This is a genomic window from Streptomyces sp. NPDC020747, from assembly GCF_044334695.1.
GTDB lineage: Bacteria > Actinomycetota > Actinomycetes > Streptomycetales > Streptomycetaceae > Streptomyces.
The window spans coordinates 25679-47057 of record NZ_JBIRTJ010000018.1 but is presented as its reverse complement, the minus strand read 5'-3'; the positions used below and the strand labels follow the sequence as shown (position 1 = coordinate 47057).

The 21379-nt window shown below is 71.8% G+C and carries 19 protein-coding genes; 8 read left to right on the top strand and 11 right to left on the bottom strand.

The window, feature by feature from the left end; all coding sequences use genetic code 11:
• Nucleotides 1-2: 2 nt before the first annotated feature.
• Complete coding sequence (locus tag ACH4YP_RS37905; RefSeq protein ID WP_398495513.1) at nt 3-860, bottom strand: phytanoyl-CoA dioxygenase family protein; 858 nt, start codon at nt 858-860, stop codon at nt 3-5.
• Between the two features lie 70 nt (nt 861-930).
• On the opposite strand from ACH4YP_RS37905, the gene ACH4YP_RS37900 reads away from it, so the two are divergent.
• A complete protein-coding gene (locus ACH4YP_RS37900; RefSeq protein ID WP_398495511.1) occupies nt 931-1707 on the top strand; it encodes a helix-turn-helix domain-containing protein in 777 nt (258 codons plus the stop codon).
• Nucleotides 1708-1735: 28 nt separating this feature from the next.
• On the opposite strand, the gene ACH4YP_RS37895 is transcribed toward ACH4YP_RS37900, so the two are convergent.
• Nucleotides 1736-2905, bottom strand: coding sequence for a methyltransferase (locus tag ACH4YP_RS37895; RefSeq protein ID WP_398495509.1), 1170 nt, complete (start codon nt 2903-2905; stop codon nt 1736-1738).
• A gap of 75 nt (nt 2906-2980) precedes the next feature.
• Between ACH4YP_RS37895 and ACH4YP_RS37890 the strand changes: the two genes are divergently transcribed.
• Together ACH4YP_RS37890 and ACH4YP_RS37885 are read left to right on the top strand one after the other, a co-directional pair.
• Entirely contained in the window at nt 2981-3631 is a 651-nt protein-coding gene (locus ACH4YP_RS37890; RefSeq protein WP_398495507.1) for an alpha-ketoglutarate-dependent dioxygenase AlkB family protein, read from the top strand.
• Between the two features lie 84 nt (nt 3632-3715).
• A complete protein-coding gene (locus ACH4YP_RS37885) occupies nt 3716-4957 on the top strand; it encodes an ROK family protein (protein ID WP_398495505.1) in 1242 nt (413 codons plus the stop codon).
• A 44-nt stretch (nt 4958-5001) separates the two neighbouring features.
• Here the strand turns inward: ACH4YP_RS37885 and ACH4YP_RS37880 are convergent, their stop codons facing one another.
• From ACH4YP_RS37880 to ACH4YP_RS37870, 3 genes are read right to left on the bottom strand one after another with little or no spacing between them, the layout of a single operon-like run.
• Nucleotides 5002-5907, bottom strand: a complete 906-nt coding sequence (locus tag ACH4YP_RS37880) for a phosphotriesterase (protein WP_361059067.1) — start codon at nt 5905-5907, stop codon at nt 5002-5004.
• 41 nt (nt 5908-5948) lie between these two features.
• The gene (locus ACH4YP_RS37875; RefSeq protein ID WP_398495503.1) at nt 5949-6533 is read right to left on the bottom strand and encodes a DUF4865 family protein; all 585 of its coding nucleotides are present in this window, start codon (nt 6531-6533) and stop codon (nt 5949-5951) included.
• Between the two features lie 38 nt (nt 6534-6571).
• Entirely contained in the window at nt 6572-7150 is a 579-nt protein-coding gene (locus ACH4YP_RS37870) for a TetR/AcrR family transcriptional regulator (RefSeq protein WP_361059010.1), read from the bottom strand.
• Between the two features lie 180 nt (nt 7151-7330).
• On the opposite strand from ACH4YP_RS37870, the gene ACH4YP_RS37865 reads away from it, so the two are divergent.
• The 3 genes from ACH4YP_RS37865 to ACH4YP_RS37855 are packed head-to-tail and all read left to right on the top strand — an operon-like array spanning nt 7331 to nt 11029.
• Nucleotides 7331-7654: an SHOCT domain-containing protein gene (locus ACH4YP_RS37865; protein WP_361059008.1), complete on the top strand. Its 324-nt coding sequence runs from the start codon at nt 7331-7333 to the stop codon at nt 7652-7654.
• The gene (locus ACH4YP_RS37860) at nt 7651-8430 is read left to right on the top strand and encodes an ABC transporter ATP-binding protein (RefSeq protein WP_361059006.1); all 780 of its coding nucleotides are present in this window, start codon (nt 7651-7653) and stop codon (nt 8428-8430) included. The genes ACH4YP_RS37865 and ACH4YP_RS37860 overlap by 4 nt, the downstream gene beginning before the upstream one ends.
• A 37-nt stretch (nt 8431-8467) precedes the next feature.
• Nucleotides 8468-11029 (top strand): ABC transporter permease, encoded by a 2562-nt coding sequence (locus ACH4YP_RS37855; protein WP_398495501.1) that lies wholly within the window; start codon nt 8468-8470, stop codon nt 11027-11029.
• 146 nt (nt 11030-11175) lie between these two features.
• Here ACH4YP_RS37855 and ACH4YP_RS37850 read toward each other — a convergent pair whose 3' ends face one another.
• A complete protein-coding gene (locus tag ACH4YP_RS37850) occupies nt 11176-11709 on the bottom strand; it encodes an ATP-binding protein (protein ID WP_361059002.1) in 534 nt (177 codons plus the stop codon).
• A gap of 227 nt (nt 11710-11936) precedes the next feature.
• Nucleotides 11937-12260, bottom strand: a complete 324-nt coding sequence (locus tag ACH4YP_RS37845; RefSeq protein WP_361059000.1) for a hypothetical protein — start codon at nt 12258-12260, stop codon at nt 11937-11939.
• A gap of 416 nt (nt 12261-12676) precedes the next feature.
• Between ACH4YP_RS37845 and ACH4YP_RS37840 the strand changes: the two genes are divergently transcribed.
• The gene (locus ACH4YP_RS37840; RefSeq protein WP_361059065.1) at nt 12677-13774 is read left to right on the top strand and encodes a PLP-dependent cysteine synthase family protein; all 1098 of its coding nucleotides are present in this window, start codon (nt 12677-12679) and stop codon (nt 13772-13774) included.
• 106 nt (nt 13775-13880) lie between these two features.
• Here ACH4YP_RS37840 and ACH4YP_RS37835 read toward each other — a convergent pair whose 3' ends face one another.
• Together ACH4YP_RS37835 and ACH4YP_RS37830 are read right to left on the bottom strand one after the other, a co-directional pair.
• Nucleotides 13881-14360, bottom strand: a complete 480-nt coding sequence (locus ACH4YP_RS37835) for an SRPBCC family protein (protein ID WP_361058998.1) — start codon at nt 14358-14360, stop codon at nt 13881-13883.
• 147 nt (nt 14361-14507) lie between these two features.
• Entirely contained in the window at nt 14508-15350 is an 843-nt protein-coding gene (locus tag ACH4YP_RS37830) for a DeoR/GlpR family DNA-binding transcription regulator (protein WP_361058996.1), read from the bottom strand.
• Between the two features lie 256 nt (nt 15351-15606).
• On the opposite strand from ACH4YP_RS37830, the gene ACH4YP_RS37825 reads away from it, so the two are divergent.
• Nucleotides 15607-18042, top strand: coding sequence for a hypothetical protein (locus ACH4YP_RS37825; RefSeq protein WP_398495499.1), 2436 nt, complete (start codon nt 15607-15609; stop codon nt 18040-18042).
• Between the two features lie 55 nt (nt 18043-18097).
• On the opposite strand, the gene ACH4YP_RS37820 is transcribed toward ACH4YP_RS37825, so the two are convergent.
• Both ACH4YP_RS37820 and ACH4YP_RS37815 read right to left on the bottom strand, forming a co-directional pair.
• Nucleotides 18098-20533 carry a right-handed parallel beta-helix repeat-containing protein gene (locus ACH4YP_RS37820; RefSeq protein ID WP_398495497.1) on the bottom strand — a complete coding sequence of 812 codons (2436 nt, stop codon included), beginning with the start codon at nt 20531-20533 and terminating at the stop codon, nt 18098-18100.
• 177 nt (nt 20534-20710) lie between these two features.
• Nucleotides 20711-21316, bottom strand: a complete 606-nt coding sequence (locus ACH4YP_RS37815) for a hypothetical protein (RefSeq protein ID WP_361058992.1) — start codon at nt 21314-21316, stop codon at nt 20711-20713.
• Nucleotides 21317-21379 lie beyond the last annotated feature (63 nt).

Sequence of the window (21379 nt, the reverse complement as noted above, 5' to 3'; positions counted from 1 at the left end):
CGTCATGCGACCTCCTCCTGAGGGCGGTTGGAGACCCGGGTCACCCAGTGCTCCAGGTCGAAGGACTCGTCGCCGGTGAGGGACCGCCACAGCAGCACACGGTTGTAGATCTCCAGCCGGCCAGTGGCGGGCTCGTACCAGGGGAAGGTCGTCGAGAGCTCCTCGGCCACCCGGGGGTCACCGAGGTCCGAGGTGTCCCACAGCCGTTGCTGCCGTACGGCCGGATTGAAGCGGATCTTGAACATGTAACGCACCGCGTCGCTGTCGTTGCGCCGACCGCCGTGCCAGAGGCCGTGGTGCAGAAACACCACGGTTCCGGCCGGGCAGACGAGCCGGGACTGGCCGAGCAGGTTCTGGTAGCGGCCGGTGTCCGATTCGTTCGTACGCCGCAGATGGCTGCCCGGCACGCTGAGGGTGCCGCCCATGTCGAGGGTCACGTCCTGCGGGTAGTACATCAGCTGGACGTCGAAGGCATCGGTGCGCACGTCGATGATCGCGTCACCGTGCAGCGGCTGCGCGGACCCCTCGCGGGGCTCACGGACGTGCACCGCGTGGTGGTCCACGCGCGGGCCCGGGCCGACGAGGCCGCGCAGGGCCCCGGCCACCGCCGGGATGTCGAGGAGCCGCCGGACGAAGGAACCCTCTGGGTAGGCGTCCGCCACCGCGCTGCCGTAGGGCACGTCCGGCACGCCCCGCCCCAGGAACCCGATCGCCTCGGCGTTCATCTCCGCCGGCACCACCGCGTCGAGGCGCAGCGAACCGTGGGCCACGAAACGCGCCATCCGCACCGAACTGAGCAGCGGCGGGACAGGGGCAACAGGGGGTGGGGGAGGAGGCGGGGGATGTACGGGATTCGTCATGGTCCGAACGTACGGAGCGGGGCCCGTCCGGCGCGTTGGCCCGTTTCACCACCGCTGGTAGTTTTTCACCATGCGGGAGACGGAGATCCACCTCGGGCAGCCGCCCGTCGTCGTCAACGCGGGCGTCGGCGTGCACGGCGTCGCGAGCCGCACCGACGTGTTCCGGCTGCCGGAGCTGTGGCAACTGCATCTGTACCAGTACGAGGCCGAGCTGACCGTCGACGGAACGGCGCACGCCATCCGCCCCGGCCGGATCAGCCTCGTACCGCCCGGCACGACGGTCCGCTACCGCTACCGGGGCCGCTCGGAACACCTGTACGCGCATCTGCGCATCGCCCCGGCGGGGTCGCCCCACACCGTGCCCGTGATGCAGGACGCCGGACCCGAACTCCCCATGCTGACCGGGCTGTTGCTCCAGGCGGTCGCCTCCGTACCGGGCGAGCCGGAGCGCACCCGGGCCGAGATCTGGACCGCCCTGTGGCGCATCGCGCATCTCGCCCCGGCGGCCGAGCGGCCCGGACCGCACCCCGCCGTCACCGCCGCGATCGCCTACGTAGAAGCGAACCTCGCCGCCCCGCTCACCGTGCCCGCCGTGGCCCACGCCGCGGGCGTCTCCCACAACCACCTGACCCGGCTCTTCCGCGCCACCACGGGCGGCACCGTCGTCGCGTACATCCGGCGCCGCAGGCTGGACCGCGCACACCACCTGCTGCGGGCCTCGACCCTGTCGATCCCGGCGGTCGCCGCGTCGGTCGGCATCCCCGACCTCCAGGCCTTCAACAAGGCGTGCCGACGCGAACTGGGAGCGTCCCCGCGAGCCCTGCGCGGCGAGACGAACGCCGCCTGAGCCCCGTCGCGTGCCTGCGGAACGAGCCTCAGGACTCCGCGGATTCCTTGACGGCCTTCAGAACCACGAACTTCGCGTCGCTCGCGACCAGTTGACTGTTGCCGAAGAGACGCCGCAGCTTCACGTGGTAGCCGAGATGGCGGTTGCCGACCACCCACAGCTCGCCGCCCGGCCGCAGCGCACGGCGTGCCCCGGTGAACATCCGCCAGGCGGTGGCGTCGGACGTCGCCTGATGCGAGTGGAAGGGCGGATTGTTCAGCACCAGGTCGACGCTCGCGTCCGGGACACCCTCCAGCCCGTCGCCGACACGGAACTCGGCCTTGCCGTACTCCACCGTGTCGTCGGTGTTCGCCCAGTACGTCGCCTCCGCCGAGGTCACCGCCTGGTACGACTCGTCCAGGAACAGCGTCTCGGCCCGAGGACGCGCCAGCGCCATCGCCGTACCGACGACTCCGTTGCCGCAGCCCAGGTCCACCACGCGCTCCGCGCCGCCCTCGTACGGAAGGTGCTGGAGGAAGAACCTGGTGCCGATGTCGAGGCGCTCGGCGCAGAAGACGCCCGCGTGGTTGACGACCGTACGTCCGGAGGCGGGACCGATTCCGTCGGGCAGTGTGTAGCTGTGCGGCCACGGGTTGGCCGGTCTGATGATCCCCGGATTCGGCGTGCAGAAGATCAGCCGGGCCTTCTTCTCGGCCAGCGAGGTCCGGGTGGGGCCGATGATCCGCTCGAACAGCTTCAGCGTGGAGGTGTGGATCTCCTTCACCATGCCGGTGCCGATGACGACCGTCCCCTCGTGCACGGCGGGCGCCAGCCGCAGCAGCTGGTCCTCCAGGAGCGCCAGGCTCTTCGGCACCCGCACCAGCAGCACGTCGACGCGCTCGACGGGCGGGTCCTGGGTGGTGAGGAGACGTACGGAATCCTGGTCCGCGCCGTTGCGCGCCAGGTTGGCGCGGGTCGCCTCCCGGGTGAGGAACGAGTCGGTGATCTGCACCGGCCGATGCGCCCCGAGGGCCGTGGTGAGGGCGCCCCACCGGTCGCCGACCACGACCACCGTGCCGTCGAGTGCCTGGTCGCCGTCCGCGAGATGCTTCAGCAGATACTCGTCGGAGGCGTCCCACGCACGGAGCTGGTCACGGGAGTCCTCGGGGAAGCGGGCCAGCTGCAGCTCGGCCGAGGGGGTCGTCATACGGTCGGTCATTGGGACCAGGCTATCCGAGGCGCAGCTCAGGGGGTTTCCGGCGTCCATTCGAGCGCGTGCGCGAGGATGGGAGCCATGGACGCCGAGCTGTTTCCCCGGGCCCGTACGGAGATCGCGCCGGGCGCCGTGCACCTGCCGGACTGGCTGACCGCCGAGCGCCAGAGCCAGCTCCTCGACGCCTGCCGCGCCTGGGCACGCCCGCCCGCGGGGCTGCGCACGGTCCGCACACCGGGCGGCGGCACGATGACCTCCAGGCAGGTCTGCCTCGGCTGGCACTGGTACCCGTACGGGTATGCGCGCACGGTCGCCGACGGGGACGGGGTGCCCGTGAAGGAGTTCCCCGAGTGGCTGGGGGAGCTGGGGCGCCGTGCGGTCACCGACGCGCTCGGACCGGAGGCGGCCACGGCGGAGGCGTACGACATCGCACTGATCAACTTCTACGACGCCGACGCCCGCATGGGCATGCACCGCGACAGCGACGAGAAGTCCGACGCCCCGGTGGTGTCGCTGAGCCTCGGCGACACCTGCGTCTTCCGCTTCGGCAACACCGGGTCGCGGACCCGCCCCTACACCGACGTGGAGCTGCGCAGCGGCGACCTGTTCGTGTTCGGCGGGGACGCCCGGCTCGCGTACCACGGGGTACCGCGCGTGCACGCGGGCACGGCGCCAGCGGAGTTGGGCCTGACCGGCCGCCTGAACGTCACGCTGCGGGTGAGCGGCCTCTAGGCCGGCGGGTTCGTCCGGCTCGTCCGGTTCCTTCGGGTCGTTGCCCTGGCCACGGGACGACCGGATCATGGGAGACTCGCCCTCATGAGCGGCAATGCGGCCCCCGGAGCGGCGGGAGAAGGAATCACCAGGACACGCCTGGACCGGGGGCGGGGTGCGCTCGGGCCCGCCCTGGAACTCGTGCACACCGGACGCGCGCCCACGCGGGCCGTACTCACCGCCGAGCTCGGCGTCACACGAGCGACGGCCGGCGCGGTCGCCGCCGAGCTCGAAGCCCTCGGGCTGATCCACGTCGACGCGCGCCCCGGCGCGGCCGCCGGCTCGCAGGGCCGCCCCTCGCACCGTCTCGAACTCGCCGAGGACGGTCCCGTGGCCCTCGCCGCCCAGGTGCACGCCGACGGCTTCCGCGCCGCCCTGGTCGGCCTCGGAGGCCGTCTCGTCGCGACCGCCCCCGGCTGCGAGACCGTCGACGCCGACCCGGCCAAGGTCCTCGGCTCCGTCGTCGAGGCGGGCGCCGAACTGCTTCGGGAGACGGGCCGTCGCTGCGTGGGCGCGGGCCTCGCCGTGCCGTCGGCCGTCGCCGAACCCGAGGGCACCGCCCTCAACCCCCTCCACCTGGCCTGGCCCGCCGGCGCACCCGTACGCGAGATCTTCGCGGAGCGCGTCCGCGCGGCCGGGATCACCGGACCGGCTTTCGCGGCCAACGACGTCAACCTCGCCGCACTCGCCGAGCACCGGCACGGCTCGGGCCGCGGCTCCCGCGACCTGCTGTGCGTGGCGACCGGACACCGGGGAGTCGGCGGCGCGCTCGTCCTCGACGGGCGTCTGCACATGGGCAGTTCGGGGCTCGCCCTGGAGGTCGGACACCTCACCGTCAACCCGGAGGGGCGCCCCTGCCACTGCGGCAGCCGCGGCTGCCTGGACGTCGAGGCGGACCCGCTCGCGTTCCTGACGGCGGCGGGCCGCGATCCCGGCCCCGAGGTGTCGCTGCTCCAGCAGTCCAACGACCTGATCCGCAACCAGTACGCCGACCCGACCGTACGCACGGCCGTCCAGGCCCTGATCGACCGGCTCGGCCTGGGCCTCGCGGGCCTGGTCAACATCCTCAACCCGGACCGCATCATCCTCGGCGGACTGCACCGCACCCTCCTCGACGCGGACCCCGAGCGGCTGCGCGCCGTGGTGGCCGACCGGAGCCTGTGGGGCCAGAGCGGCGGCGTCCCGATCCTCGCCTGCACGCTGGACCACAACAGCCTGGTGGGAGCGGCGGAGTTGGCGTGGCAGCCGGTCCTCGACGACCCGATCGCGGCGCTGGCCCAGATCTGACCAGGGCCTCCGGCAACGGTACGAGGATCCCCGCGACCGCCACGTCACGGCCGACGCCACTCCGTCGCGAAGGCCCGTCCGGGGTTCTCGGTCAGGACGCGCTCCACCAGGTCCTTGCCCAGGGCGAGTTCGAGCCGAGGGCGAACCCGGCGCAGCAGGTACGGCATGCCGGGGCCGCCGTCGACCGAGCGGGCCCCGGCCGCCGTCGTGTCCCCGCCGATCAGCAACTGATCCCCGAACCCGGCCTCGGCGAGGGCCCGTACGGCGTCGGGCATCCGCCAGTCCGTCGCGTGGTTCGCCCGTGAGGGTCCGTCAAAAGCCAGATAGGCACCCGCCTGCGCGGCCTGAAGGTGCACCACCGGGTCGGGCGAGCGATTGAGGTGCCCGAGGACCACCCGGTCCGGGGGCACCCCCAACTCCCCGCACAACAGGTCGAGTACGTCGAGCGCGCCGGTACCGAGCTCCAGGTGCACGGCGATGGGCGCCCCCGTCGCGTGATGCGCCTCGGCCGCCGCGGTCATCGTCCAGCGGGCGTGCGCGTCGAGGGCGTGGAAGCCGCCGGCGACCTTGACGAACCCCGCCCGGACCCCTGAAGTCGCCAGGCCCTCCGTCAGCTCGGCGACGAAGAGGTCCGCGAGACCGTGCCGCAATCGGTCGATCAACTCGGGGGAGTAGTGGGCGGCTTGGTGCAGCCCGGTGGCGGCCACGATGTGGACCCCGGCGGCGCGGGAGAGCGGCGGCAGATCGGCGGCCCGCCGCCCCAGCCCGTACGGCGTCCACTGCACGACACTCCCACCGCCCGCCTCACGGAACGCCACCAACTCGGCCGTCGCCGCCGACGCGTCACGCAACTCCTGATCGGGGAGTCGCGGACTGCTGAAGAAGAGGTGGTCGTGCGCGTCGCACACGCCCAACTCCGTTGGGGAGACGTCCCCGAGGACCGTCCGCACGGTACCGCCCGCAGCGACCGGACGAGCCCCGGGCGTCGTGTTCACCACTGCCGCCCCCGCCGGAGCAGGTCGCGCTCCGGCGCCGAGAGATGCAGCACCCGGTACACCTCACCGGCCGCCTTGGGCGAGTCATGGGCCCAGAGCGAGAAATGCACGATCTCCCAGTGACGCGGATCGACGGCGACAGCGGCGCCCACGACCCCGTCCAGCGCGGCCAGCCGCCCGGTCACCCGCATCGCCTCCTCCGTCACCTCGGCGAGCGGTGCTCCCTCCGGAATGCTCACGCGCCGACGCACCGCGACCTCGGGCGTGGCACCGGCGGCGCCCCCGTCCTCGTACGCGAGACCCGTCCAGTGCCGCACCTCAGGGCGCCCGAAGTCGTTCACGAGGCCCTGGAATCCCGGCCCCCAGAGGAAGGAGTTCATGCCTTCGGGTGTGTGCCACAGATAGAACGGCGCGTACTGGTTGACCAGTGAGCCGTCCACCCCGCGTTCGCGCAGCAGGTAGGCCTTGAGGCCGAGTCCGTCCCAGTCGTCGAGGAGGTGTCCGACGCGGGCAACCCGGCCGCGGATGACGTCCATGTCGTAGTCGGCGGGCAGTGTTATCTCGTACTGCATGGCGTGCATCGATGCCTCCAACAGGTTCCAACAGGTTCCAGCGGTGCCTAACCGTCCGTACGGGCAGGGGAGTTGAGCGCGAGCAGCGACAGCAGTCCGCGAACTCCCGTGTCGAAGGCGGCTGTCGAGCCGGACGCGCGCGCCAGTACATAGCCGCCCTGGACCGTGGCGACGATCGTCGCGGCGATCTCCTCGCCGTCCAGCGAGGGCGCGAACTCGCCCCGCTCCTGACCCTCCTCGACGAGCCGCGCGAGCCGCTCACGCAGCCAGTCCAGCGTCTCGTCGACGGGCGCGCGCAGCTCGTTGTTCGCGATGACGTCCGGGTCCATGGTCAGCCGCCCGATCGGGCAGCCGCGCAGCACATCGCGCTCGCGCCGCAGATAGGCCTCGACCCGCTCGTACGGGGAGCCCGGGCCGCCGAGTACTCCCTCGGCGGTAGCCCGCATCTCCTCCGCCGTGCGCCGGATCGCGGCGAGCGCCAGATCGGGCTTGCCCGCGAAGTGGTGGTACATGCTGCCCTGACCAGCTCCGGCCTGCTGCTGGATCGCCTTCGGGCTCGTCCCCACGTACCCCCGCTCCCACAACAGCTCGCGCGTGGCCTCGATCAATCGCTCCGGGGTGCTCATGAAATCACTGTACATACTAGTAGGTACAGAATCGAGAGGCAGCCGAGGGAGCAGTGGAGCACCCCGGTTCCTACTCCCGCGGAGGTACGCGTACTGCCGCTGGCCGTACGACGACCCGGACCCCCTCCCGGCGCGAGTCTCGAAGCATCACCGGAACACCCACCGAGGAGATGACTTCAGATGCAGACCCTGGCGAACTGGGACGGCGGGCCCGGCCCGTGGATCCTGCTCTTCCCGCTGATCTGGGCGGCCGTCGTCATCGGCGTCGTGACCGTCCTCCGCCGTACCGTGTGGCGCGGCCGTCGTGGCCCGTGGCGCGGCATGGACCGCACCGCGACGGACGTCCGCCCGACCGGCGACTCGCCGATCGCGATGCTCGGCCGGCGCTTCGCCTCCGGCGAGATCGACGAGGACGAGTACTGGCGTCGGCTCTCCGTCCTGGACGAGCAGTTCGGACGCACCGACCTCGGTCGTCCGGGGATGGGCAAGGGCGGTGCGGCATGAGCACCGCGACCGCCACGAAGGCCACGCGGACCGCGGCACGTGTCGCCGACGCCGTGAAGGTGTACGGCAGCGGCGACACCGCCGTCCGGGCCCTGGACGGGGTGAGCGTCACCTTCCGGGCCGGACGCTTCACCGCGATCATGGGGCCCTCGGGCTCCGGCAAGTCCACCCTGATGCACTGCGCGGCAGGCCTGGACACCCTCACCTCGGGCGCCGCGTTCATCGGCGACACCGAACTGAGCAGCCTCGACGACCGCCGCCTCACACTGTTGCGGCGCGACCGCATCGGCTTCGTCTTCCAGGCCTTCAACCTGGTCCCGACGCTGACCGTCGCGGAGAACATCACGCTGCCCAGGGACCTCGCGGGCGGCCGGGGCGACGCCTCGTCGCAGGAGTGGATCGACGCGCTCGTGGATGTGGTCGGCCTGCGCGACCGGCTGCACCACCGGCCCTCCGAACTCTCCGGCGGCCAGCAGCAACGCGTCGCCGTGGCAAGGGCGTTCGCCGGACAACCCGATGTCGTCTTCGCCGACGAGCCCACCGGCAACCTCGACTCGCGCTCCGGCGAGGAGGTTCTGAACCTGCTCGGCCGGGCCGTACGCCAGATGGACCGCACGGTCGTCATGGTCACCCACGACCCGGTCGCCGCCGCACACGCCGACGAGGTCGTCTTCCTCGCCGACGGCCGCCTCGTCGACCGGATGGAAGCCCCCACGGCCGACAAGGTCCTGGACCGCATGAAGGCCTTCGACAGCAAGGGGGCGCCGCCGTCATGAACGCCTTCGACAGCAACAGCAAGGGAGCGCAGTCGTCATGAACGCCTCCGTGCGCATCAGCGTCTCGTCCCTGCGCGCCCACAAGCGCCGCTTCGCAGGCACGTTCCTGGCGGTGCTCCTCGGTGTCGCCTTCCTGGCCGGCACCCTCGTCATGGGCGACACCCTGCGCGCCAGCTTCGACACGATGTTCGGCAACGCCACGAGCGGCACCGACGCCGTCGTCCGCAGCGCCGGCACCATCACCACGCCGGGCGAGAGCCAGGGCGTACGGCAGCCCGTCGACACCGACCTGGTGACGGCCGTAGAGAAGGCCCCGGGTGTCGCAGCCGCCGAGCCCGACATCCAGGGCGCCGGCCAACTCGTCGGTGCCGACGGCAAGCCCATCGGCGGCCAGGGCCCGCCCACCCTCGCGGGCAACTGGATCGACGACCCGAGGCTCAACTCGTACCAACTGGCCGAAGGCCGTGCCCCGTCGAAGTCGGGCGAGGTCGTCGTCAACCGGGGTGCCGCCGAGAAGGGCGACCTGAGGATCGGCGACACGACGACGCTGCGGACGCCCGACCCGGTCAAGGTGACCATCGTCGGCCTGGCGACCTTCGGTGGCGAGGACGGCATGGCCCAGGTGACCTACACCGGCATGACGCGGTCCGACGCCGAGAAGTACCTGACCGCGAAGCCCGGCGAGGCCGCGAGCATCCTGGTGCGGGCCGGGCCCGGCACCGGTCAGCAGGAACTCGTGGACGCCCTGACTCCCGTACTGCCCAAGGGGGTTGAGGCGATCACCGGCCAGGAGCTGGCCGCGGAGAACACGGACATGATCTCCGGTCAGTTCCTGTCGCTCTTCACCACCTTCCTGCTGGTGTTCTCCGGTGTGGCGCTGCTGGTCGCGACCTTCTCCATCCACAACACCTTCGCGATCGTCGTCGCCCAACGCACCCGCGAGAACGCCCTGTTGCGCGCTCTCGGTGCCTCACGCCGGCAGGTCACCGCGTCGACCCTGGTCGAGGCGAGCGTCGTCGCCGTGGCCGCGTCCGCCGCCGGACTCGCGGGCGGCATCGGGATCGCGGCCGGACTCCAGGCACTGTTCCCGGCCATCGGATTCCCGTTCCCCGAGGGCGACTTGGTGATCAGCGGGCTGTCCATGATCCTGCCGCTCGCGGTCGGCATCGTGGTCTGCCTCGGCTCCGCGCTGCTGCCCGCCGTACGCGCCGGGCGCACCGCACCACTGGCAGCCCTGCGGGAGACGGCCGTCGACCAGTCGGGCGCGTCCCGCACCCGTGCCGTCGTGGGCACCGGTCTTGCCGCGCTGGCGATCGCCGTCACGCTGACCGGCGTCATCGTCAGCCCGTCCCTGTGGCTCGCCGGAAGCGGCGCGATCCTGGCGCTCGCCGCGTTCGTGGTGCTCGGCCCGGTCGCCTCGACCACCGCCGTACGCGTCCTCGGCAGCCCGCTCGACAAGCTGCGGGGAGTCACCGGCGGACTGGCCAGGCGCAACGCCCTGCGCAGCCCCAAGCGCACGGCTGCCACCGCCAGCGCGCTGATGATCGGCGTCGCGGTCGTGTCACTGTTCACGGTCTTCGGAGCCTCGCTGAAGGCCACCATGGACCAGACGGTGTCCCGGTCCTTCGCGGGCGATGTCGCGGTGAGTACCCCGTCGTTCGGCGCGGGCGGCAGCGGACTGAGTCCGCGGCTCGCCCCCGCGATCGCCGAGCGGCCCGAGGTCGACACGGCGGTCGGACTAGGCCGCGGTGTCGCCGAAGTCGACGGCAAGGGACGGGCGTTGACGGTCACCGACCCGGTCGCGCTGGAGCGCACCTTCGACCTCGGCGACGTACAGGGCTCGATGCGGGACCTCGGCGACGACGGCATCGCCATCACCGAGAACGAGGCCGACAAGCAGGGCCTCAAGACCGGCGACACCGCCCAACTGGCCTTCACCGACGGTAAGAAGCAGGCCTTCACGGTCCGCGCGGTCTACGGGCAGTCCGAACTCGCGGGCGACTACGTCATCACCCGCGACGCCTGGGCCCCGCACCGCACCCAGGACTCCGACACGCTCGTGGCCGTCACCTTCAAGGACGGCGTGAGCGCGGCCGACGGCAAGGCGGCGGTCGACAAGGTCGCGACGGCGTACGGCGATCCGGAGGTGCAGACCCGCGACGAGTACGCGCAGTCCTCGGCCGGCGGCATCGACATGATGCTCACCCTGGTCTACGCGCTCCTCGCCCTCGCGGTGCTCATCGCACTGCTCGGCATCGCCAACACACTGACCCTCGCGGTCCACGAACGCACCCGCGAACTCGGCCTGTTGAGGGCCGTCGGGCAGACCAGGGCGCAACTGCGGGCCATGGTCCGCTGGGAGTCGGTGCTGGTCGCCGCGTTCGGCACGGTGGGCGGACTCGCACTCGGCGGATTCCTCGGCTGGGTGCTCGTCAAGGCGTCCGACGGAGCGTCCGACAGCGCCTTCGCCTTCGCGGTGCCGCCGTTCCAGCTCACCGTGGTGGCCCTCGTGGGGGTCGCGGCCGGAGCCCTCGCGGGCCTGCGCCCGGCCCGGCGGGCGGCACGCCTCGACGTACTGCGCGCCATCGCCACCGAGTAGACGGACGGGCACGCCGTCTCCACCGGATGGACGGCCGGTCGCTCCACCGCCACCGAGTGGGCGGACCGGCGCACCCTCGCCGCCGAGTGGACCGAACAGCGGGCCTTCGCCGCCGAGCGGAGGAGGAGGCCCCGGTCACCGCCCGGTCAGCCGGCAACGGCCGACCGGGCGGGAGCGTGTCCGGTCCTGAGCGTGCCGGCGGCGTGCTCCACCTCCGCGAAACTGCGCGCGGGCGACTCGGCGGCCGCGCCGTACGGAGGACAGGCCGGCAGACCCGCCGTGGCGGAGGCGGCCGGAAGGGTGAACCACACGACCTTGCCCGACTCGCCGTCCGGCCGCACACCCCAGCTCTCGCTGAACGCGGCGACCATCGCGAGACCACGTCCGCAGGTCGCGGAGGAGTCGGCCTCCCGCACCTCGGGAAGGCGCGGGTCGTGGTCGTGCACCGAGACGGTGAGCCGGTCGAGCAGCAGCTCGATCTCCACGGTGCACAGCTTGTCGGGCACGGCGTGCCGGTGGACGTTGGTCAACAGCTCCGTCACACCGAGCGCCGCCCGGTCTATCAACGGATCCAGATGCCAGTAGCGCAATTGCGCAGATACGATTCTGCGGACCTGGCCGATCCGCGACGGCAGGGCTTGGAGCTCCACCGTGCAATGCCTGCTTGGCTGGCTGATCACGGCTGCGACTCCCCGAATTGAGGTCCGGAAGAAGACGGAGTACGGATCCAGCGGGCGGCCTGAGTGCAAACGACCGCCCGCGGTTGGTGCCCGGCGGGCTGGTTCGCAGCGTTATCGCCGGTAAACCCAGAGTGACGTGAGAACAGCGTGACGCAGGAGGTGCGGTCTCGCAACTCGCGGTGTCGCTGGCGATGTCCCTGGCAACCGGACCGGCAACGTGAGGGCCTTCAGTGCCCGCGCCCCGCCGCCTTGCGCACGGCCTCGATGAACCGGCTGGCCGCCGGTGGGCCCGGTTCCCCCGGAGCCGGGTCGTGGTCCCCCAGTGTGAGCAGATAGCGCGTGCCGTTGACGTCCGCCAAAGCCCGGTCGTCATGGGCGAACCAGGGCTTCGACGCCCGGACCGCCTGCACCGGCGCGCTGTCGATCTCGCTGCCGTAACTGGTCAGCAACTCCAGCCTGCCGCCGCTGATCCGGACCTGTCCGGCCCGGGTGAGCGAACGCAGCCTCTTTCCGATCCGCACGCCCGTGGCCGTGAACTCCGGCTCCGCCATGTGCCCCGCCCCCTTGTGCGCTTCGGCCTCTGTACCCGCGTCCTGCCACGTCTGCTTCGGTCTTGCCGGGCCCGCTTCGGTCCGGCCACGCCGCGACCCGGGTGGATCCCGCTCCAGTGTGCCTCCCCGCCCGGACCGGCGTTCCATGCGGTGCAGTCTGCCCGCCTTCGGTGTCGAGCACCAGTGCGCATGACGACGTCACGGGTGCTCTCCGGCGCACTCGCGCGAATGCGCCCCCACCGCCCGGAGAAGGCTGTGCCAGGGGTTCCTTTGAGGTGCCCAAAGGTGTGTTTATGCAGGTGAGAAGCGTGCGGAAGGTGCATATGATCGAGGTGGCCGACCGAGTGAACCGGCGTCGGCACAACCGAAGGAGCCCCGCCGTGAGCACCCCACAGCAGGCCCGCACCCATGAGCCGATGGCCACGCTCGATGTCGATCACAGCGACGCGGAGTACCGGCACTGGCTCAAAGAAGCCGTACGGAAGGTCCAGGCCGACGCGAACAGATCGGCCGACACCCACCTCCTGCGCTTCCCGCTGCCCGAGGGATGGGGCATCGACCTCTATCTCAAGGACGAGTCCACCCACCCCACCGGCAGCCTCAAGCACCGCCTGGCCCGCTCGCTGTTCCTGTACGGCCTGTGCAACGGCTGGATCCGCCGCGACCGCCCCGTCATCGAGGCGTCCAGCGGCTCCACCGCGGTCTCCGAGGCGTACTTCGCGAAGCTGATCGGGGTGCCCTTCATCGCCGTCATGCCCCGCACGACCAGCCCCGAGAAATGCCGCCTGATCGAATTCCACGGCGGACAGTGCCACTTCGTGGACGACCCGCGGACGATGTACGCGCAGTCGGCGGCCCTCGCGGCCGACACCGGCGGGCACTTCATGGACCAGTTCACCTACGCGGAGCGGGCCACCGACTGGCGCGGCAACAACAACATCGCCGAATCGATCCACCGCCAGCTGGAGTTGGAGCGCTACCCCGAGCCGGCCTGGATCGTCGCCACGGCCGGCACGGGTGGCACGTCGGCGACCATCGCCCGGTACGTGCACTACATGCAGCACAACACCCGTATCTGTGTGGCCGATCCGGAGAACTCCTGTTTCTTCGAGGGCTGGACCACGGGCGACGCGGACGTCACGACCGACTGCGGGTCGCGTATCGAGGGCATCGGCCGGCCGCGTATGGAGCCGAGCTTCGTGCCGGGAGCGATCGACCGGATGATGAAGGTGCCGGACGCGGCGAGCATTGCCGCCGTGCGGGCACTGGAAGCGGCCATCGGGCGCAAGGCGGGCGGCTCGACCGGTACGGGGTTGTGGAGCGCGCTGAAGATCGTGGCCGAGATGGTGGCGGCGGGGCGGACGGGGAGTGTGGTGACTCTGTTGTGCGACCCCGGTGACCGCTATCTGGACAAGTACTACTCGGATGAATGGGTGGCCGGTCAGGGGCTGGACATCGAGCCGTACGCCGCCGCGATCGAGTCGTTGTTGGCCACGGGGGTCTGGCCGGATTGAGGGGCTCGGGGGCCCGCGCGGTGTTCGTCTGCTGCGGGGCAGCGGGGTGGTCGCGCAGTTCCCCGCGCCCCTCGAGGGGCGCCCCTCAGCGTGACGCAGACATGGATCACGCGGGCATGGAAGCGAGCCGTCGGTCCAGCTTCGTCACCGCGTCCCGGAACGCCCTGCCCAGGCCCGCGCGCCCCAGCTTTATCGCGAAGCGGAACGGCGCTGTTCCGTCGGCGGCCCAGGTCCACTGGACTCTCGTACCCGTGCCGTCGGGGGTGAGGCGCCACTCCTCCACGAGGGCGCGGGTGCCGGGAGCGTTCGTCACGTCGACGCGGTACGTGTAGACCTCGGAGGGCTCGGCCGCGAGGATCGTCTCCTCGAAGCGTGTCCCGCCCTTCAGCCGGACCTGCCGCCCGGTCCCGTCGTCGGTCGGGCGGGCCGCTCTGACCGCCGAGAACCACTCGGACCAGCCGGCCACGTCCTCGGCCAGCGCGCGATAGACGGTCTCGGGAGGCGAGGCGATCCCTCTCGCGAACACGAGGCGCAGGGGAGCGGTCTCGACGAAGTCGAGTCCCACCGGACGCAGTCGGTGTGCCATGTACGGACCCCCTCGCGGGAACAACTCGCGGGAACAAACGGGGAACGAATCCGAACGCAGCCCCACAACACGGCGGTTGACGAGGCACCGTCACCATAGCTGGCGGCCAGTCAGCTGTCTGTACCGCCCACCGATGCCCCGCCGCCGTCAGGCGTCCGTCTCGCTCTCGGCCTCGGCCTCGGGTTCGCCCGCCACCATCAGCCGCCGCAGATGCTCGGAGATCTCGGCACGCGCCCCGGCGGGCAGCCCGTCGTCCGTGACCAGCGTGTCGATCTGTTCCAGCGCGGCGAACGAACTCAGGCCCACCGTGCCCCACTTGGTGTGGTCGGCGACCACGACGACACGCCGTGCCGACTGGACGAGCCGCCGGTTGGTCTCGGCCTCCGCCAGGTTCGGCGTCGACAGGCCGGCCTCCACCGATATGCCGTGCACGCCGAGGAACAGTACGTCGAAGTGGAGTGCCGCGATCGCCCGGTCCGCGACGGGCCCGACCAGCGAGTCCGACGGCGTGCGCACACCACCGGTCAGTACCACCGTCGCCGCTCCCTGCCGCTGCCCCGAGGTGCGCTGCGCCGCGTGGAAGACATCGGCGACCCGCACGGAGTTGGTCACGACCGTCAGGTCCGGCACGTCGAGCAGTTGGTGGGCGAGCGCGTAGGTCGTCGTGCCGCCCGACAGGGCGATCGCCGTGCCCGGTGCGACCATCGCCGCGGCGGCCCGCGCGATGTCCTCCTTGGCGGTCAGCTCCAGACCCGACTTGGCCTCGAATCCCGGCTCGTGTGTGCTCGCCTCGACCACCGGGACCGCTCCGCCGTGCACCTTCTCGACCACGCCCTGTCGGGCGAGCGCGTCGAGATCGCGGCGGACCGTCATGTCCGACACGCCGAGTTTCCTGGTGAGTTCGTTGACGCGGACACCGCCGCGCCGCCGGACCTCGTCGAGGATCAGAGCGCGCCGCTGCTCCGCGAGGAGGTTCTGATTCTCGCTCACGTCCGCTCCGGTTCCCTTCGCCTCGACACGTCCGGCAAGTCCTCGGACCCCCTCCGACAAGGACATTCACCCTCACCTCCGGTCCATGGGATGCCCCATCCTCGCATGGGCCACCGCAGGTCGCGCCACTGCCTGTGGCGACGCGCACACGTCACGCTGCCATCTCCCGTTCGTCACTGTCACACGGATCGGGGAGATTCCGTGACGAGTGGTGCGCAACGACCCCGGAGGCGGGATCCTTGTACCTGAACATGACATGTGCCGTACGGGCATCACGGGGGAAACAACAGTGGAGCGTCCAGAGAGGCATGCCTCGCCGCACGAGACGTACGAGGCGCACGATTCCGAGCGGCGGCCCGCGACGGCCGACACCGCACTCGAACTACTGGTCCACGGCGTCGGCGGTACGACGCCCCAGGAGATGCTGAACGATCCGCGTACCGTCCGGATCACCGGCGACGACACGGCCGCGGTCTTCCGCCGCGCCGGCGACGTCGACGCGGAGAAGGAAGCGGCGAAGCGGCTCTACGAGGACCCGGGCAAACCGGTCCCCGAGGCGTACGTCTGGTGCAATCTCACCTCCGGCAACGGCTCCCGCGCCCTGTGGCTGCTGCTCCTGCCGTTCATGGTGGTCAACCTCGCCCACTGGATGCGGCCCACGGTGCGGGACAACCGGGTGCGGACGGTGCGCCTCTACGGCCTGCTCGTCCGCCTCACCGGTCTGGCCCTCACCGTGCTGCTGGTCGCCGCCGCCTGCGAGGTCGCCCTCGACCTGGCCGCCTGGCAGTGCGCGGGCACCGGCGGGTGCGCCCAGGAACACTCCTGGCTGGGCTTTCTCTCCCCGGCCGGCCCCGACGCCGGCTGGTGGAGCCTGCCGGGCCGCCGGCTCGCCCTCGCCGCCCTGGTGCCCGCCGCCCTCACCGTCCTCCTCTGGTACCTCTCGCACCGCACCTGGAGCGCGTACGAGTCCCAGCCACCGATCGAGTACGGGACCGAGTCCGACGACGAGACCGGCCGGTCAGGTCTCGGGCGTCCGGGCTTCTGGTACGGACGTCGGCTGGTGGCCCGGCTCCGCGCGGCGCACACCGCCGCGGGCCTGCTGACGATCGTCGCGGCGGTCGGCACCTCCGCCGCCCACTACGACCGCGAGCCCGGCGGGCCGCCCGTCCTGGAGGCGCTCGGCCGGATCGTGGAGGCGTCGCTCGTGGTGGGCGGGGTCGTCGTGGTGTGGGTGGTCTGCCGTCGAGGCCGCAGCGAGCGCCGGCTCGACCGGCACCTCGACGCCGCCCTGGTGCGCTGGCTGCCCATCGGCTCGCTCGCCCTGCTCGCCCTCACCCTCCTGTACGCCGGCTGGTCGCGCCCGGAGTGGAGGTCGGACGGCCGGCTGCCCGGTGGCGACGCGATCTTCGGCGGCATCGCACTCGTCCAGTGCCTGATCGTGATCGTGCTCGGCGTGGTGGCCCACCTCCTGTACCGCGCCCACCCTGACCCCCGTACCGCGATGCACGGCCTGGCCGGGCCCGCCGTCGCCATGCTGGCCTGCGCCCTGGGCGGCGTGATGTCCGGCGGGGTGGCCCAGCGCGTCGCCGACTGGCTGGACGGCACCGGAGGAACCATCGAGGGCCCGCCCGTCCTGCTGACCTGGCAGGCCTCCGTCATCCCGCCGCTGCTGATCGTCCTGCTCGCCCTCGTCGGCTGGCTGGCCAGGCGCACCGTACAACTGCGCCGTATCGAGACGGCCGCGGTGGAACTCGACTACGAGGACGAGCCCGCCGACACCGGACGCACCCACCGCATCGCCCGTATGCGCGCCATGGCCGCTCTCACCGACCGGGCGCCCCGCATCATCGGCATCACCTCCATCGTGACGCTGCTCCTGGGCACCCTGGCCCTGGTCGGCGCGATGACCACCGACGCCACCCCGGGCGAGGCCGCGCACGGCACGTACGGCGTCGTACAGGGAGCGGCCGAGGCGGCGCAGGCACTCGGGTCCTGGCTGATCGGCGTCGGCTTCATACTGTTCGTCACCTGGGGACGCCGCGCCTACAAGGACCCCTCCGCCCGGCGCACCATCGGCATCCTGTGGGACGTCGGTACGTTCTGGCCGCGCGCGGCCCATCCCTTCGCGCCCCCTTGCTACGCCGAGCGCGCCGTGCCCGACCTGACCTGGCGCATGGCGACCTGGACCAGTGCCGCGGAAGGCCGGCGGCTCGTCCTCTCCGGCCACTCCCAGGGCAGTGTCCTCGCGGCCGCCGCGGCCTGGCAGCTCAAGCCGTCGGTGCGCAAGCGGGTCGCGCTGCTGACGTACGGCTCGCCCCTGGAACGGCTCTACGGGCGCTGGTTCCCGGCCCACTTCGGGCCCGACGCGCTCAGCGGGCTGCACCGCGAGGTCGACTGCTGGCGCAACCTGCACCGGGCCACCGACCCCATCGGCGGCCCCATGCGGCTGCCCGGCGACTGCGGTCCCCAGGTCGACCGTGAGGCCCTGAAGGACCCTCTCGCCTACGGCCGCACCGAGGACCACCCGCTCCCCGCGCCGATCCTCGGCCACTCCGACTACCAGGCCGACCCCGCCTTCGCCGAGGAGCGGAAGAAGCTGCTCGCACGGCTCAGGCCGGAGGTGCCGGGGCCACGGGAGGACTGCGGACCCGAGGAGCCCAAGGGGTCCCGGCTGGAACCGACGTCCATGTGAGGCCCCACGCCGAGGCGCGCGTCGCCCGTGTGAGCCGGGCGATGCGCGCAGGGCCTCAGGGCAGCTCCGGCAGGTCCTCCGCGTACAGGAGGGTGAGGTCGTCCTTGCTCGGCTCGGCGAGCTGGGCGACCCGCCCCGCGTGCCGCTCCACCATCGCCTCGAAGGTCTGCCGCGCCGTGCGGCCGTTGCCGAACGCGGGTCCCTTCGGGATCGCCGTGAAGTACTTGATCAGCGCCTCGCCCGCACCCGGCGCGATCCGGTACTCGTGCTCCTCGGCCTGCTGCTCCACGATCCGCAGCAACTCCTCGGGGTCGTAGTCGCCGAAGGTGATGGTCCGTGAGAACCGGGACGCCACACCGGGGTTGACGGTCAGGAAGCGCTCCATCTCGGCCGTGTAGCCCGCGACGATCACCACCACCGCCTCCCGGTGGTCCTCCATCAGCTTCACGAGCGTGTCGATGGCCTCGCGGCCGAAGTCACGCCCCGAGTCCTCCGGCGAGAGCGCGTACGCCTCGTCGATGAACAGCACTCCGCCGCGCGCCCGGTCGAAGGCCTCCTGCGTACGGATGGCCGTGGAGCCGATGTGCTCGCCGACCAGGTCCACCCGGGACACCTCGACGAGATGCCCCTTCTCCAGGACCCCGAGCGAGGCCAGGATCTCGCCGTACAGCCGGCCGACCGTCGTCTTGCCGGTACCGGGGGAGCCCGTGAAGACCAGATGGCGTCGCGCCGAGGCCGCCTTCAGACCCGCCAGCTGGCGGCGGCGGCCCACCTCGATCATGTCGGTGAGGGCCCGCACCTCGCGCTTGACGCTCTCCAGGCCCACCAGCGCGTCCAGTTCACCGAGCACGGCCGTCGACGAGCGCGCGGGCTGTTCGGGCTCCTGGGGAGCGACGAGCGGCTCCTGCTCGGTGATGCGCTGCCCCGGGATCGCCCCCAGCAGGCCGGGGGACTGGCTCGTGGTCTGTACGGCTGTCTCCTGCGACGGAGGCCGCACGGCCGCGCTCTCGTCGCTCGTGCAGTCCTCGACCACGGGACCCGTGCCGGACGCCTGGTCGCCGCCCGCGTCCGCGAACTCGTAACCACCGCGCGCACAGCGCTCCGTACGGCACTTCTTCAACGTCGTACGGCAGCCGTCGAGCACATGGAAGCCGTATCCCTCGCTGCCCGTGACCCGGCAGCCGTTGAAGGTGCCGCGTCCGCCCGCCGACACGTAGAAGCCGGCCTCCGCGGGTGAGGTGACCGTGCACCGCTCGATGGTGGGGTCGGCGCCCTTGGTGACGATCACGCCCGTCTGAGTGCCGTCCACGGTGCAGCCGTTCAGCGTGCCGCCGCTGCCGTGGTCACGGAACCAGGCGCCCGTCGCCGCGTCCCGGATCCGGCAGTCGTCGAGCTGAGCGGTCGCGCCGTCGCTCACCGACACGGCGGTGTTGCGGACCTGCGAGATGTCGCTGTCGACGACGTCCGCGCGCGAGCCGCGGTCCAGGACGAACAGGGCGTCCGGTACGTCGTGCACCCGGCAGGAGTCGAGCACCACCGTCGCGCCGTCGCTGACCCACACCGCGGGATAGTCGCCCGTACTGTCGTGGATCTCGCACTGGTTGGCGTCCACGCGCGTGCCCGGGTCCCAGACCGACAGGCCGTTGCGCCCGAACTGCCGCACCGTGGAACGGGTCATGGTGAGAACCGAGCGGGACCGCAGGTCGACCGCGTTCTCCGGGATGTCGTGGATTCGGCAGTCGGCGAGGGTGAGGACGGCGTCCGTGTCGAGCGTGATGCCGTCCGCGGTCGTACGGTGCACATCGCAGTCGGTGAGATGCGCCGTGGCCCGCGCGGTGACCTGCACCCCGCTGCCCCTGACCTCGTACACCTCGCAGCCGATGGCTTCGAGTGCGGACTGCTCGCCGGTCACCGACAGGCCGGCGCCCGAGGTGTGGTGGATCCGGCAGCGCTCAAGACGTGGATGGGCGCCGCCGCGCACCGAGACGCCCGACTGGCCGGCCGCGACGACCTCGCACTCCTCGAACACCCCGCCCCCGCCGTCCAGTACGGCGATACCGACACCCGCGGGGTTGTCGACGGTGCAGCGCCGCACGGTGGGACGCGCGCCGCCGCGCACCTCGATGCCGGCCGCGGACCGGGTGACGATCCGGATGTCCATGAGCTCCGGTGTGCCCTCCTCGACGAGCAGGGCGGGCGCGGCCGAGTCCTGGCCCTCCACGAGCAGGTCCTGGACCACGGCGGAGGCGCGCACGGTGAGCGGTACGCCGTCGATGGGAGCGATGCGCACGGAACCGGGTGAGCCCTCAGGGCCGCGCAGCGTCACCGCCCGCTGGACGACGAGGTTCTCCCGGTAGGTTCCGGCGGCGACGGTGAGGACATCACCGTCGGCCGCGGCCTCCAGAGCGGCGGCGAGCGATGCGTACTCACCCGTGCGGCGCCGCCACCTCGACGTACCGGTGTGCGTCACCTGGACCGTGCCCTGTGCCATGGCGCTGCTGTGCCCCCACCTCGTCGTACGCGGGTCCTGAGAGGCTCTTGTCGACACCCGGCCGCGTCAACTCCGCGCACGGGGAACGAGAACAGCCTCTCACGACGGTGCCGAACATCTCGGCCGGTCCACCGTAGCGTGCGCGGAGCCAGCCGGTTGACCGGAGCGGTGAGGCCGTCAGCTGCCCGTGCCCGTCCTGCCCCAGTCCGGGCCTGCCTGCGACCATGCCTGGTCGAGGCGGTCGTACCTGCGTCGCACCATGCGCCACACCACCAGCCGCCGGGAACCCTCGACGAGTCCCGCGCAGGCGACGGCCGTGCCGAACCCGGCCAGGACCGCATGCGTCGCCGCCGTCGCGGTGTCCAGCGGCCGGCCGACTATTCGGCCCTGGTCGTCCGTCCAGACCGTGAAGTGGTCCCCGCGCTTCGGGGAGTTGAGGGCCGCCAGGACCGTGTCACGCCGCGCGGTGCCGTCGGGGGCCGCCCAGTCGGCGATGACACGCGTGTGCGAGTCACGTCCCGAGGACGTCTCGGGATCGGGGTCGAGCGGGGTGCGGTCCGCCTTCTTGACGACGGTCGCCGTCACCGGATGGCGGTCCAGCCGCTGCTCGCGCACGGACTGCTGCAGGGCGTCCTGGGCGAGCCCGCCGATCAGGACACCGACCAGGGGTGCCGCGACGAGGATCAGCAGCAGCGCCCCCAGCGCGAGCCACGCCTCGACGAGATCCGTCTTACGTCGCAGCGGGTTGTGCCGCCAGTGCCAGAGTCCCCTGATGGCCCGCAACGTCCCGACCCCCTTCCGCGTCCGTGATAACCCCCACCGGAGTCGTTCACGCGCGGTGCCGGC

Bases quoted from the DNA above. Each gene is read 5' to 3' on its own strand.
- ACH4YP_RS37905 (WP_398495513.1), bottom strand. From the start codon at position 860: ATGACGAATCCCGTACATCCCCCGCCTCCTCCCCCACCCCCTGTTGCC.
- ACH4YP_RS37900 (WP_398495511.1), top strand. From the start codon at position 931: ATGCGGGAGACGGAGATCCACCTCGGGCAGCCGCCCGTCGTCGTCAAC.
- ACH4YP_RS37895 (WP_398495509.1), bottom strand. From the start codon at position 2,905: ATGACCGACCGTATGACGACCCCCTCGGCCGAGCTGCAGCTGGCCCGC.
- ACH4YP_RS37890 (WP_398495507.1), top strand. From the start codon at position 2,981: ATGGACGCCGAGCTGTTTCCCCGGGCCCGTACGGAGATCGCGCCGGGC.
- ACH4YP_RS37885 (WP_398495505.1), top strand. From the start codon at position 3,716: ATGAGCGGCAATGCGGCCCCCGGAGCGGCGGGAGAAGGAATCACCAGG.
- ACH4YP_RS37875 (WP_398495503.1), bottom strand. From the start codon at position 6,533: ATGCACGCCATGCAGTACGAGATAACACTGCCCGCCGACTACGACATG.
- ACH4YP_RS37870 (WP_361059010.1), bottom strand. From the start codon at position 7,150: ATGAGCACCCCGGAGCGATTGATCGAGGCCACGCGCGAGCTGTTGTGG.
- ACH4YP_RS37865 (WP_361059008.1), top strand. From the start codon at position 7,331: ATGCAGACCCTGGCGAACTGGGACGGCGGGCCCGGCCCGTGGATCCTG.
- ACH4YP_RS37860 (WP_361059006.1), top strand. From the start codon at position 7,651: ATGAGCACCGCGACCGCCACGAAGGCCACGCGGACCGCGGCACGTGTC.
- ACH4YP_RS37855 (WP_398495501.1), top strand. From the start codon at position 8,468: ATGAACGCCTCCGTGCGCATCAGCGTCTCGTCCCTGCGCGCCCACAAG.
- ACH4YP_RS37845 (WP_361059000.1), bottom strand. From the start codon at position 12,260: ATGGCGGAGCCGGAGTTCACGGCCACGGGCGTGCGGATCGGAAAGAGG.
- ACH4YP_RS37840 (WP_361059065.1), top strand. From the start codon at position 12,677: ATGGCCACGCTCGATGTCGATCACAGCGACGCGGAGTACCGGCACTGG.
- ACH4YP_RS37835 (WP_361058998.1), bottom strand. From the start codon at position 14,360: ATGGCACACCGACTGCGTCCGGTGGGACTCGACTTCGTCGAGACCGCT.
- ACH4YP_RS37825 (WP_398495499.1), top strand. From the start codon at position 15,607: ATGTGCCGTACGGGCATCACGGGGGAAACAACAGTGGAGCGTCCAGAG.
- ACH4YP_RS37820 (WP_398495497.1), bottom strand. From the start codon at position 20,533: ATGGCACAGGGCACGGTCCAGGTGACGCACACCGGTACGTCGAGGTGG.